Source organism: Cupriavidus necator N-1, from assembly GCF_000219215.1.
Classification (GTDB): domain Bacteria; phylum Pseudomonadota; class Gammaproteobacteria; order Burkholderiales; family Burkholderiaceae; genus Cupriavidus; species Cupriavidus necator.
Window position 1 is genome coordinate 804,234 of the sequence record NC_015726.1, and the last position, 13,273, is coordinate 817,506.

Below are 13,273 nucleotides of genomic sequence, written 5' to 3' on the forward strand. Positions count from 1 at the left end.
TTATCGCCGGGCCGGTCAGCCCTGCGCGATGCGGCTGGCGATATGCCCCAGCGCCTCTTCCACCTGGTCCACCAGGACCAGGCACAGGTCGCCCGGCTGCAGGTGCGACAGCGCGGTATCGATGGCGAGGAACTCGCCACGGATCTCCTCGACCTGGCCGGCGCGTTGCGCGCCCTGCAGGCCTTCGCGCAGCAGCGCCAGCACCTCGCCGTCGGCGCGCCCGCGCTGGCACTGGTCCTGGTACAGGATGACTTCATCGAACACGCCGCCCAGGATCTGGGTCTGGCGGCGGATGTCGTCGTCGCGGCGGTCGCCCGCGCCGCTGATCACCACCACGCGCCGTTTGGCGGGGATGGTCTCGACAGCGCTGCACAGTGCCAGGATGGCATCCGGGTTGTGGCCGTAGTCGGCGATCAGCGTGGCGCCGCGGTAGTCGAACACGTTGAAGCGTCCCGGGGCGGTCTGCGCGTCGTTGACGAAGGTGGCCAGGCCGCGGCGGATAGTCGACCAGTCGATGCCCAGCGCCCACGCGGCGGCGATCGACGACATCGCGTTATCGACCTGGAAGCCGATGGTGCCGTTGCGCGTCAGCGGGATCTCGGCCAGTGCGATGCGCACTTCGGTATCGCCTTCGGATACGACGATGTCGGCGCCGTCCACGAACACCACGCGCTTGCCCTGCGCACGGTGCGTGGCCATGGCCGGCTGGTTGGGGTCGTGCGCGAAGAAGGTGACACTGCCGGGGCAGGCGTCGGCCATGCGCACCACCATCGGGTCGGCCGCGTTCAGGACCGCCATGCCGTGCGGCGCGACGTTCTGCACGATCACGCTCTTGAGCACCGCCAGGTCTTCCACCGAGTTGATGAAGGACAGGCCCAGGTGGTCGCCTTCGCCCACGTTGGTCACCACCGCCACGTCGCAGCGGTCGAATGCCAGGCCTTCACGCAGCAGGCCGCCGCGCGCGGTTTCAAACACGGCGGCGTCCACGTCCGGGTGCAGCAGCACGTTGCGCGCGCTGCGCGGGCCGCTGCAGTCGCCGGTGTCGATGCGCTCGCCCTGGACATACACGCCGTCGGTGCCGGTCATGCCCATGCGCAGGCCGCTGGTGGCCATGATGTGGGTGATCAGCCGGACCGTGGTGGTCTTGCCGTTGGTGCCGGACACGGCCACCACCGGAATGCGGCCATCGTCGCCATCGGAGAACATGGTCGAGACAATGGCTTCGCCGACCGCGCGGCCCTTGCCGTACGACGGTTGCAGGTGCATGCGCAGGCCCGGCGCGGCGTTGACCTCGACGATGCCGCCGGCCTGTTCCTCGAACGGCTTGAGCATGGTCTCGCACACGGCGTCGACGCCGGCGATGTCCAGGCCTACCATCTGCGCCGCCGCCACGGCGCGCGCGGCGATGTCCGGGTGGACGTCGTCGGTCACGTCGGTGGCGCTGCCGCCGGTGGACAGGTTGGCGTTGTTGCGCAACACCACGCGCGTGCCCTTGGCCGGCACGGAATCGGCGGTCAGGTTCTGCTTGGCCAGCGTGGCCAGCGCGATATCGTCAAAGCGGATCTTGGTCAGCGAGGTCGCATGGCCTTCGCCGCGGCGCGGGTCGCGGTTCACTTCCTCGACCAGCTGGCGCACGGTATGCACGCCGTCGCCGATGACCTGCGGCGGATCGCGGCGCGCGGCCGCCACCAGTTGCTTGCCGACCACCAGCAGGCGGAAGTCATGGCCCGGGATATAGCGCTCGACGATCACGTCCGAGCTGATGTCCGAGGCGACCTCATAGGCCGTCATCACTTCCTCGCGGGTGCGGATGCGCACCGCCACGCCCTTGCCCTGGTTGCCGTCGCGCGGCTTGACCACCACCGGGGCGTCGATTTCCTGCGCGGCGGCCCAGGCCTCTTCGGCGCTGCGCACCGAGCGGCCCAGCGGCACCGGCACGCCGGCGGCGTGCAGCAGGGTCTTGGTCAGGTCCTTGTCCTGCGCGATCGATTCGGCCACGGCGCTGGTGCGGTCGGTCTCGGCGGCCTGGATGCGGCGCTGCTTGCTGCCCCAGCCAAACTGCACCATCGAGCCCTGCGTCAGTCGCCGGTAGGGAATGCCGCGCGCCACGGCGGCGTAGACGATGGAGCCGGTGCTCGGTCCCAGGCGCACGTCCTCGTCCAGCTCGCGCAGGCGGTGCAGCGCGTCGGCGAGGTCGAATGGGGTGTCGTTGCGCGCGGCGCGGCACAGGGCCTCGGCCAGCTCGAATGCAAGCCGGCCGACTTCTTCCTCGCTGTATTGCACGATCACCTGGTAGGTGCCGGGCTCGACCGTCTGCGCGGTGCGGCTGAAGGTGACCGGGCAGCCGGCGGCGGCCTGCAGGCGCAGCGCCGTCACTTCCAGCACGTGGGCCAGCGACAGCTCGCCCGATTCCTCGTCCGGGCGCAGCGGCCCGATCTCAGGGAAACGGGCGCGCAGCCGGTCTTCAAAACCGGGCAGCGCCGACAGCATGTTGGTGGCATCCTGGCAGGCCACGATCGCCTCGATGGCGGTGTGGCGGCACCACAGGTTCGGGCCCCGCAGGGCCCGGATACGTGAGACTTCCATAGAACGGTTTCCGTGTCTTCTATGCGCGGTTGAGCTTGGGGCCGCGTCAGCCGCGGCGCGCAGGCTGGCCCATCCAGTGGTGCACCAGGTCGACGGTGGCGCCGGTGGCGGCCTCGTCGCACTGCAGTACCAGCAGGTCGCCCGGCACCAACTGGCTCAGGGCGGTTTCAATGGCGCTGGCACGCGTGCCTTCGTCGATGATCTTGGTCACGCGCCGGCCTTCGTACAGGCCCTGCTTGAGCAGCACGCGCGCCTCGGCATCGGGCAGGGCGCGCTTGACGCTGCGGTCCTCGCACAGGAAGACGCGGTCGAAATGCTGGCCCAGTGCCTTGCCCTGGCGCACCAGGTCTTCGTCGCGGCGCTGCACGCCGGCGCCGTAGACCACCATGCGGCGCTCGGCCGGAAAGCGGTCCAGCGCGGTCGCCAGTGCTTCCAGCGCGGGCGCGTTGTGGGCGTCGTCGATCACCACGGTGGCGCCGTTGCGCTCGAACAGCGTGAAGCGGCCCGGCACGTCGACCTGGCCGACATCGAAGGTCACCACGCCGGCGCGGATCAGGTCGTTGGAAATGCCCAGCGCCCAGCCCGCGGCCACGGCCGCCAGCACGTTCTCGACTTGGAACGCGACGCGTCCGGCGTAGGTCAGCGGCACCGCGGCCACGTCCACCAGCGCGGTTTCACTGCTGCCGATGGCCAGCACGATCTTGCCTTCGCGCAGGTACACCGCGCGCTTGCCGGCGGCGCGGTGCGACACGATCGCGGGCAGCTCCGGCGTCAGGCCGAAGAAGATCACGTCGCCGTCGCACAGCCCGGCCATCTCCACCAGGCGTTCGTCGCGCGCGTTGAGCACGGCCGCACCTGTCTCCAGCACCACGTCGACCTGCGTGCGCAGCACGTTGTACATGCGGTCCTCGTCCTCGACGTAGTAGTCGCCGAGGTGGTCGGGCTGGTCGAAATTGGTGACCACGCCGACCTGGCAGCGGTCGTAGACCAGGCCTTCGGAGAGGATGCTGCCGCTGTCGTTCTCGAACACGGCGGCCTCGACCGCGCGGTTCATCAGGATGCGATGGCCAGATTCCCAGTTGGCGCGGTCGCCGCTTTCCACCTGGCGGCGGTCCAGGAACAGCCCGTCGCTGCAGGCCAGGCCGGTATGCTTGCCCGACAGCTGCAGCAGGCGCGCCACCAGGCGCGCCACCACGGTCTTGCCATTGGTGCCGGTCACGCCCACCACCGGGATGCGGCCCTGGTCGTCATCGGACTCAGGGAACAGGTGGTTGACGATGGCGCGGCCCACCGGGCGCGGCGTGCCTTCGGCCGGCTTGATATGCATCAGCAGGCCGGGGCCGGCGTTGACTTCGACGATGGCGCCGCGTTGCTCGGCCAGCGGGCGCGAGATGTCCTCGGCCACCAGGTCCACGCCGGCGATGTCCAGCCCGACCACGCGCGCGGCCAGCGCCGCATGCGCGGCGACGCTCGGGTGCACGCGGTCGGTGACGTCGAAGGCGACGTTGCCGTTGCGCTGGATCAGCACCGAGCGGCCTTCGGGCGGGACCGTGCTGGCGTCCATGCCCTGGCGCTTCAGTTCCAGGCGCGCGGCCGAGTCCAGCCGCACACGGTTCAGCGGATGGTCCTCGGTGGTGCCGCGGCGCGGATCGGAATTGATCTGCAGCTCGATCAGCTCGTCGATGGTGGACTTGCCGTCGCCGACCACGCTCGCGGTCTCGCCCATGGCGGCGGCCACTAGGCGGCCGCCCACCACCAGCAGGCGGTGCTCGTTGCCGGGGATGAAGCGCTCGACGATGACGCCGTTGCCTTCGTCGATGGCCACGCCGTAAGCGGTCTCGACTTCCTCGCGGGTCATCAGGTTGGTGAACACGCCGCGGCCGTGGTTGCCGTCATAGGGCTTGACCACCACCGGCACGCCGATGTCCTCGGCGGCGTCCCAGGCGTCGGCCGGGGAATCGACCATGCGGCCCTCAGGGACCGGCACGCCGCAGGATTCCAGCAAGCTCTTGGTCAGGTCCTTGTCGCGCGAAATGCTTTCGCCGATGGCGCTGGTGCGGTCGGTCTCGGCGGTCCAGATGCGGCGCTGGCGCGCGCCGTAGCCGAGCTGCACCAGGTTGCCGTCCGACAGGCGGATCGCCGGGATGTCGCGGTCGTCCGCGGCATCGACGATGCAGGCGGTGCTGGGGCCCAGGCAATGCTCGTCCACCAGGCGGCGCAGGTTGTCCACGGCGGCGGGGACGTCGAAGGGACGGTCCTCGATCGCGGCCATGACCAGGTCGCGGGCGGTGAACAGGGCGACGCGGGTGACTTCCTCGTGCCAGGCGCGCACGATCACCTTGTAGACGCCGCGCACCGGGGTCTCGCGCGCCTTGCCGAAGCCGCCGGGCATGCCTGCCAGGTTCTGCAACTCAAGCGTCACGTGTTCCAGGATATGGCCGGGCCAGGTGCCTTCCTTCAGGCGCTGCAGGAAGCCGCCGCGCTCGCCGATGCTGCAGCGATGCTCGATCAGCGACGGCAGCCAGGCCGACAGGCGCTCGTAGAACCCCGGAATCGTGTTGGAGGGAAAGTCCTCCAGTTCCCCGATATCGACCCATGCCTCCAGTACGGGCCGATATGTCCACATATTCGGGCCGCGCAGCGACATGACATCGAAAATCTCAATGTCCTTCTTTTTCATTGAATTAGCTTGAGGCAGTGGGCGGAACCGCCCGAGAAATGGAAGCCTAACCTTTCAGTAACGTTACAGCACAGAGCGGGTTGACTTTCTTCGTGTAAAAGTGATTGTGCAGTGCATCAGGAGTACCCGCGCGTTCGTCGTTATGTATACTGCGGGCGAATTCGCGGGCCGCCAGAGCGTGCCCGGCCTAAATTTGTTTCAAGTTATGTCCGTACCCCTGGACGCACGCCGCGCCATCCATGACCCAGTCCTCCCTGCCTGTCCCTACCGCCCCTGCTGCCGACGAGCCCTGGCGGGCTGAATCCGGATCGTGGCTCCGACCCGGCGAGACCGTCCTGGCCGGACTGGCTCTGGACCTCGACGCGAAGCTGCATTTTACCCAAGGGTGGCTGGTTGTGACCGACCAGCGCATCGTTGCCCGGGCTCCCGGTGAAAAAAATGTGCGGGAATGGAACATCGCGCCCACCCTGCGCCTGTCGCACACCGACCACGCGGGCGTGGGCGCGCTGGAACTGAGCGGTCCGGAGGGCCGGCTGGCCAGCTGGCGATATACGCTTGGTTACAATCCGGCCGCGCTGCGGCTGGCTGACCAGTTCGAAGCCCAGCGCGACGCCGCCGGCGCGCGCCCGGCCGGCGAGGCGGGCGAGGTGCTGTGCCCGACCTGCAAGGCGCCGCTGCCCCCTGACGAGGAGCAGTGCCCTCAATGCAGTCGGGAGCTGGAAACCCCGCCCTCGACCTGGGCGCTGCTGCGCCTGTGGCGCTTTGCCCGGCCCTACCAGTGGCAACTGCTGGCGGGCTTCCTGCTGACGCTGCTGTCCACCGCGGCCACGCTGGTGCCGCCGTACCTGACCATGCCGCTGATGGACAAGGTGCTGATCCCGTTCCAGAACGGCGTGCCGATCGACTACGGCCTCGTGCGCCTGTACTTGGCGGGATTGCTGGGCGCGGCGCTGGTGGCCTGGTCGCTTGGGTGGGCGCGCACCTACCTGCTGGCGCGCGTATCGGAGCGCATTGGTGCCGATCTGCGTACAACAACATACGAACACCTGCTAAAGCTGTCGCTGGAATATTTCGGCGGCAAGCGCACCGGCGACCTGATGGCGCGCATTGGTTCGGAAAGTGACCGCATCTGCGTTTTCCTGTCGCTGCACCTGCTGGACTTTGCCACCGACGTGCTGATGATCGTCATGACGGCGGTGATCCTAGTGTCGATCAACCCGTGGCTGGCATTGGTCACACTGGTGCCGCTGCCGTTCATCGCCTGGATGATCCACCTGGTGCGCGACCGCCTGCGCCACGGCTTCGAGAAGATCGACCGGATCTGGTCCGAGATCACCAATGTGCTGGCCGATACCATCCCCGGCATCCGCGTGGTCAAGGCCTTTGCCCAGGAAAAGCGTGAGGTGTCGCGCTTCCGCGAGGCCAACAAGCACAACCTGGCGATCAACGACCGCGTCAACGCGGTATGGTCGCTGTTCACGCCTACGGTCACGCTGCTGACCGAGATCGGCCTGCTGATCGTGTGGGTGTTCGGCATCTGGCAGGTGTCGCACAGCGCCATCACGGTGGGCGTGCTGGTGGCGTTCCTGACCTATATCAGCCGCTTCTACACCCGGCTGGATTCGATGAGCCGGATCGTCTCGGTGACGCAGAAGGCCGCCGCCGGCGCCAAGCGCATCTTCGACATCCTCGACCATGTGTCGAGCGTGCCGGAGCCGGTGCGCCCGGCGAAGCTGGACAAGGTCGAGGGCGCCATCGACATGAGCGACCTGGGCTTCCGCTACGGCAACCGCGCGGTGATCCGCGGACTGAACCTGTCGATCGAGCCGGGCGAGATGATTGGCCTGGTGGGACACAGTGGCTCGGGCAAGAGCACGCTGGTCAACCTGATCTGCCGTTTCTACGATGTTTCCGAGGGCGCGATCCGCGTCGACGGCGTCGATATCCGCTCGCTGCCGGTGTCGGAGTACCGCCGCCATATCGGCCTGGTGCTGCAGGAGCCGTTCCTGTTCTTCGGCACGATTGCCGACAACATTGCCTACGGCAAGCCCGACGCCACGCGCGAAGAGATCATCGCCGCCGCGCGCGCCGCGCATGCGCACGAGTTCATCCTGCGCCTGCCGCATGGCTATGACTCCCTGGTCGGTGAACGTGGCCAGGCGCTGTCGGGCGGCGAGCGCCAGCGCATCTCGATCGCGCGCGCGCTGCTGATTAATCCGCGCATCCTGATCATGGACGAGGCCACCTCGTCGGTCGACACCGCCACGGAGAAGGAAATCCAGAAGGCGCTCGACAACCTGGTGCAGGGCCGCACCACCATCGCCATCGCGCACCGCCTGTCGACACTGCGCAAGGCCGACCGGCTGGTGGTGATGGACCGCGGCCAGATCGTCGAAGTCGGCAGCCATGACGAACTGCTGTTGCGCGAAGGCGCGTACTACAAGCTGTACCAGGCGCAGGCGCGCAATGTCGACACCGAGGACGGAGACGGCGAGGACGAAGCCGTTGAAACGCTGGAGGCCGCCAATGCCCAATGACATCCCCGCCACCACGCCGACGCCCATGTTTACGCTAGATCGCAATCCGTTCGGCCGCCTGGTCCTGATCGCCGAGGACGGCACCGTCCACGAAGGCGTGGTGCCGGTACGCGCCTTCCCGATTTCCGCGCCGCAGGGCGGCATCGGCCTGATGAGCACCGACGGGCATGAGGTGGTGTGGATTCCGCGGCTGGAGGATGTGCCGCAGGCAGAGCGCGACATGATCGAAGCGGAACTCGCCTCGCGCGAGTTCATGCCGGAGATCGAGCGTATCGTCAGCGTGTCGACCTACGCCACGCCCAGCGTGTGGACGGTGCAGACCGATCGCGGCCAGACCGAGTTGGTGCTGCGCGGCGAAGAGGCGATCCGGCGCCTGGCCGGCAGCACGCTGCTGGTATCGGACACGCACGGCATCCACTACCTGATCCGCGACCTGATGGCGCTGGACAAGCACAGCCGAAAGATCCTCGACCGCTTCCTCTGAGGCGTCGCTGGCGACGCTGGAACCCTGGCCGGAGCTCTGCCGGCTGGGTTCTTGTTCCGTGTCCTAGTGCAGCATCTCGGACGCGTCGTCTTCGTCGTCCCAGTCATCGTGCATGACCGGCACGTCAGGCGCCATGTCGAACACCATCGAGTGGTAGCGCACGCTGAACCACTCGCGGAACATCTGCAGCGACAGTTCCTCGGGCCACATCGAGTCGTCGAACCACTCGCCCAGCATGAATTCAAAGAACTCCTGCCAGCGCTTCTCGACCCAGCGCATGGCATTGTCGTGCGTATCGGCCAGTTCTTCCGGCAGCAGGAACACGCTCTGGTCCTCGCGCACCTGCTCTAACGTGAGGCCGGCCACCGGCTGGGGATCGACCGCCTGGATCCAGTCCAGGAACGGCTGTTCCGGGACCAGGGCGACCATGGAACGGTTGATGGTGAAGCGGGGATGGTCAGACATGGCGAAAGCCTTCAAGGACTGCAACCGCCTATTGTAGTCCTTCGCCGTGCGGCTTCCCTGCGCGCTACTGATAATCCATGGTAAAGATCATCGCGCTTGATACCGTCCCCGGTGAGGGCGTGCCGCCCAGGCCGATGTAGTGCGCGCCGAAGCGATATGTGGCGGGGACGTTGGCCGTGATGTTGCTCATCGCTTTGCGCACCTGCAACGGAACGGGCGCGGTGCCGCTCGCATTGACGATCTGGACGCCGGCGCCGCTGGCCATGCCGCCCGTTCCGGCATTGCCCCTGGTTTGCGAGCGTCTTGGCGCTGATAGCAGGCAGGTTGACCAGTGTTGCAGGCAATTTCCCGCGGTGTCACGTTGCCGCTGAAGCCGATGTAGTTGTTGACGCCACCCAGTCCCCTGCCGTGCTGCCCTTGTAGACGCCGAAGCCGAACCGGGTCTGGGTGGGATCAAGATTGCCTGAGGTGATCGGCCCGGTCTTCACGAACTCCACCGATACCGATGCCGAATAGTTCAGGTTGGAGTCGAGGTTGCCAAGGTTTGCACTGAGGGTATTGCAGTTCACGCCGGCTGCGTTGGTCATGGGCTGGCCCGCTGCATTGCGCAGCGGGATGCCGATACCGGCGACACCGGTGGAGTAGACGCCAGGCATGACTTCAGTGCCGCTGCGGTAGTAGCAGGAGATGATGGGAGCGCCGGCCACCACATACGGCGGCACGTAGGCACAGGTGCCGCTGAATGAGTAGTAATGCACCGTTCCGGGAATGGTGCTGCCAACGGCAAGGTTGGCGGCGACTGCCATGTTGCTGAGCGCCTGCAGATATGGCATCGCCGGCGTGGAAGTGCAGGCCGCTTGAGCGAAATGCGGGACAGCAAGAAGAGCAAGTACCACCAGCCAATGGCGCAGGGTGCTGATAAGTTGTTTTCCGTTCATGGCAGGGATCGCCGTGATGGCATGCGCAGCGTGCACAAACGGCCAGGTTGTGGGCCGGCCCTCCGGCTTTCCGGCATGCCGGCTGAAGTTACGCCTACTACGATCGGTTTGGCGCATTCCGGCAACCATAAGGCTTGCCTTAAACCTGGGTCAGAGATTTCATGCCACCGGAACGAAGGGCTGCCCAACTGCCCCTTGATCCCACACCATGCCGCAAGGCGCTGTGATCCGGACCTCCGTTCGCTTTCGTCGAGCCATTGAGGAAAACGACAAGCGCATTGCCGCCGGTGGCTGGCTATAGTCTGCGAGGGGCTGCAGGCAGGCCATGCCGTCTGATGCGGACAAGGCATGAATCGATTCTTGTCTGTCATGAATCGGGCACCTGCCGACAAGGCACAGGCCCGACAAGGAGAAGTCATGGATACGTATGTCGACCTGCAGCGGGCCATCCTGAACAACATACCCGACCAGGCCTGGCTGAAGGACGCCGGCTCCCGCTACGTGCTGGTCAATGACGCCTTCATGGCCGCATGCGGGCGGTCCGAGGCCGAGATCCTGGGCAGCACGCCGGACAAGGTATGGTCGGAGGAATGGGGACGGGTCTACCTGGGCACCGACAAGGCCGTGGTGGCCAGCGGCATCCGCCGGCGCTATGAGGAATGCCGTCACGGCCAGGACGGCAGCCTGCGCTGGTTCGATACCATCAAGATGCCGATTCGGGGCCAGGACGGCGCGGTCGTCGGCACGGTCGGCATCTCGCGCGACATTACCGACCGCAAGCGCTCCGAGCAGGAGTTGCTGGATTCGCGCGCGCAGTTGCGTGAGCTGTCCGCCTACCTGCAGTCCGTGCGCGAGGCGGAGCGCACCCGGATCTCGCGCGAGCTGCACGATGAGCTGGGCCAGTCCCTGACGGCATTGCGCCTGGGCCTCAGTTTTATCGAAGCGCAGCAGGGCCCCGATGCCGACGACGCGTGCCGCAAGCATTTGCAGATGCTCAAGCAGATCGCGGATTCGACGGTGGATGCGGTGCAGCGCATCGCGGCAGACCTGCGCCCGCCGCTGCTGGATGAGCTGGGGCTGACTGCTGCGATCGAGTGGCTGGCCGAGTCTTTTTCCGAGCGCGGCGGCATCGCCTGCGAGCTCGCGCTGCAGCCCGTCGGCGAGCTCAGCGCCGAACTCAGCACCGCGGTCTTTCGCATCGCGCAGGAAGCGCTGACCAATGCCTGCCGCCATGGCCGCGCCGATCGCGTGCGGGTGGAACTGAGCGAGGCCGGCGGAACCTTGCGGCTGGTGGTTGCCGACAACGGCCGCGGCATCGATGCGTCCAGGGCCGGGCATCGCCGCAGCCTGGGTTTGCTGGGGATGCGCGAGCGTGCGCTGATGCTGGGCGGCAAGCTGACGGTAACCAGCGAGAAGGGCGGCGGCACCCGGGTCGAGGCGCAGATCCCCAATGCCGGCGCTGCCGGTAACGGAGGCGCAAGATGATCCGCCTGATGCTTGCCGACGACCACACCATCATCCGCGACGGGCTCAAGAAGATCTTCTCCACCGTGCCCGACATGCAGGTGGTGGCCGAAGCCGCCGACGGCTGCGAAGTGTTGGCGCTGCTGCGCGCGCAGGCGCCGGACGTGCTGCTGCTGGACATGTCGATGCCGGGGCGCAGCGGCATCCTGCTGATCCAGCAGATACGGGCCAGCCATCCGGCGCTGCCGATCCTGGTGCTGAGCATGTACCGCGAGTCGCAATATGCGGTGCAGGCCATCCGCGCAGGCGCGGCGGGCTACCTGACCAAGAATGTCGAGTCCGACCAGCTGCTCGGTGCCATCCGCAAGGTAGCGCGCGGCGGTACCGCGGTCTCGCCGGCGATTGCCGACAAGCTTGTCAGCCAGGCTCGGCAGCCGGATGCCATGTTGCCGCATGCACGCCTGACGGCGCGTGAACTGCAGGTGTTCCAGATGCTGGCCGAGGGGCAGGGCATCAACGAGATCGCCGCGGCGCTGTCGCTCAGCGCCAAGACCGTGAGCACCCACAAGGCCAATATCCTCGGCAAGATGGATATCGCTTCGACTGCCGGGCTGGTGCACTACGCCATCCGCCACGGCCTGCTCGCCGAAGCCGGGGACGCCGCCTAGCCTGCTGCGGATCTGCTGCGGTGCGTCTAGGAAAATCCTTAGGTCGAATTCAGCCAATCCTGATGCCGTGATGCCGCCCCGGCACCTACGCTTCAGGTAGCGAAGCCCTGACTTCGCCTGCATAACAAGACCTGAGGAGACAAGCCATGCAGCTGGATCTGCTGATCCGGGACGCCTGCGTTCGCGACGACGCGCCCCTGACCGATATCGCCATCCTCGACGGCCGCATCGCCGCCATCGAGCCCGGCATCGACGTGCCGGCGCATGAAGTGATCGAGGCCGGCGGCCGCGCGGTCATCCCGGGGCTGGTCGAAGCGCACCTGCACCTGGACAAGGCCCTGCTGCACCGCCGCCTGCCGGCGCGCTTCGGCACGCTGGACGAAGCCATCCGCGTCACCGGCATCCTGAAAAGCAAGCAGCAGCGCCAGGATGTGCTGGACCGCTCGCGCCAGGTGCTGGAGATGGCGGTCAGGAACGGCACGGTGGCGATCCGCGCGCATCCCGATGTCGACCTGATCCAGGGGCTGATCGGAGTGGAGACGCTGCTTGAGCTGAAATCGGAGTACCACGATCTGCTCGACCTGCAGATCGTGGCCTTCCCGCAAGAGGGCATCCTGAAATCGCAGGGCACCCGCGAGCTGATGACAGAGGCCATGGACATGGGCGCCGATGTGGTCGGCGGCTGCCCGTACAACGAGCTGAGCTGGGTCGACACCATGCGCCATATCGACATGGTCTTCGAACTGGCGCAACGCTATGACGCGCCGGTCGACATGCATGCCGATTTTGCCGACGACACCGGCGACCAGCGCTTTGCCGCAGTGTCATATATCGCGGAGAAGACCATCGAAGCCGGCTACCAGGGACGCGTGTCGCTGGGCCATGTCACGAGCCTGGGCGCGCTTGACGCGGCGCAGCTGCAGCCGCTGATCGAGCAAATCCGCGAGGCCGGCATCAGCATCGTCACGCTGCCCGCCACCGATCTCTATCTCGGCGGCCGCACGGACGTCCAGAACCAGCGCCGCGGGCTGGCGCCGGTGAAGGCCCTGCACAGCGGCGGGGTCAACGTGGCGTATTCCTCGAACAATATCCGCAATGCCTTCACGCCGTTCGGCAAGGCCGACATGCTGCAGATCGGCAACATGCTGGCGCACGTGGCCCAGTTCGGCGTGCCCGAGCACCAGCTCGCGGTGCTCGACATGGGCACGCACAACGCCGCGCGCGCGATCGGCCTGCACGACACCTATGGCCTCAAGGTAGGGCGCCAGGCGGACCTGGTCGTGCTCGATACCTTCCAGGTGGCCGATGCGCTGATCGACATCCCGCCGCGGCTGTGGGTGGTCAAGCGCGGCAGGATCACCGTCGTCACGCAGCATCGCTGCGAGATCCATCGGCACCGGTGCTGCCCGCACTGACAGCAATGCCCGTTCCCCGTCCATCAAGGAGTCGAT

The 13,273-nt window shown here is 66.9% G+C and carries 10 protein-coding genes; 5 read left to right on the forward strand and 5 right to left on the reverse strand.

Features of this window, described 5'->3' with window-relative positions:
- Positions 1–15 precede the first annotated feature (15 nt).
- Positions 16–2,586 (reverse strand): cyanophycin synthetase, encoded by a 2,571-nt coding sequence (cphA, locus tag CNE_RS03825; protein ID WP_013955828.1) that lies wholly within the window; start codon positions 2,584–2,586, stop codon positions 16–18.
- Between the two features lie 46 nt (positions 2,587–2,632).
- Positions 2,633–5,266, reverse strand: coding sequence for a cyanophycin synthetase (gene cphA / locus CNE_RS03830; RefSeq protein ID WP_013955829.1), 2,634 nt, complete (start codon positions 5,264–5,266; stop codon positions 2,633–2,635).
- 239 nt (positions 5,267–5,505) lie between these two features.
- On the opposite strand from cphA (CNE_RS03830), the gene CNE_RS03835 reads away from it, so the two are divergent.
- Both CNE_RS03835 and CNE_RS03840 read left to right on the forward strand, forming a co-directional pair.
- Positions 5,506–7,803, forward strand: a complete 2,298-nt coding sequence (locus tag CNE_RS03835) for a cyanophycin metabolism-associated ABC transporter (protein ID WP_013955830.1) — start codon at positions 5,506–5,508, stop codon at positions 7,801–7,803.
- Positions 7,793–8,287 (forward strand): cyanophycin metabolism-associated DUF1854 family protein, encoded by a 495-nt coding sequence (locus CNE_RS03840; RefSeq protein WP_013955831.1) that lies wholly within the window; start codon positions 7,793–7,795, stop codon positions 8,285–8,287. The genes CNE_RS03835 and CNE_RS03840 overlap by 11 nt, the downstream gene beginning before the upstream one ends.
- A 63-nt stretch (positions 8,288–8,350) precedes the next feature.
- On the opposite strand, the gene CNE_RS03845 is transcribed toward CNE_RS03840, so the two are convergent.
- The 3 genes from CNE_RS03845 to CNE_RS42000 form a co-directional block, all read right to left on the reverse strand.
- A complete protein-coding gene (locus tag CNE_RS03845) occupies positions 8,351–8,752 on the reverse strand; it encodes a hypothetical protein (protein WP_013955832.1) in 402 nt (133 codons plus the stop codon).
- 64 nt (positions 8,753–8,816) lie between these two features.
- The gene (locus tag CNE_RS41995) at positions 8,817–9,017 is read right to left on the reverse strand and encodes a fimbrial protein (protein WP_013955833.1); all 201 of its coding nucleotides are present in this window, start codon (positions 9,015–9,017) and stop codon (positions 8,817–8,819) included.
- A 91-nt stretch (positions 9,018–9,108) separates the two neighbouring features.
- Positions 9,109–9,690, reverse strand: coding sequence for a hypothetical protein (locus CNE_RS42000; protein ID WP_238553037.1), 582 nt, complete (start codon positions 9,688–9,690; stop codon positions 9,109–9,111).
- A gap of 417 nt (positions 9,691–10,107) precedes the next feature.
- Here CNE_RS42000 and CNE_RS03855 point away from each other — a divergent pair, with 417 nt between their 5' ends.
- The 3 genes from CNE_RS03855 (at position 10,108) to CNE_RS03865 (ending at position 13,237) form a co-directional block, all read left to right on the forward strand.
- Complete coding sequence (locus CNE_RS03855) at positions 10,108–11,175, forward strand: sensor histidine kinase (protein WP_013955834.1); 1,068 nt, start codon at positions 10,108–10,110, stop codon at positions 11,173–11,175.
- A complete protein-coding gene (locus CNE_RS03860) occupies positions 11,172–11,822 on the forward strand; it encodes a response regulator (protein WP_013955835.1) in 651 nt (216 codons plus the stop codon). The genes CNE_RS03855 and CNE_RS03860 overlap by 4 nt, the downstream gene beginning before the upstream one ends.
- Positions 11,823–11,968: 146 nt before the next feature.
- Entirely contained in the window at positions 11,969–13,237 is a 1,269-nt protein-coding gene (locus CNE_RS03865; RefSeq protein ID WP_013955836.1) for an amidohydrolase family protein, read from the forward strand.
- Positions 13,238–13,273 lie beyond the last annotated feature (36 nt).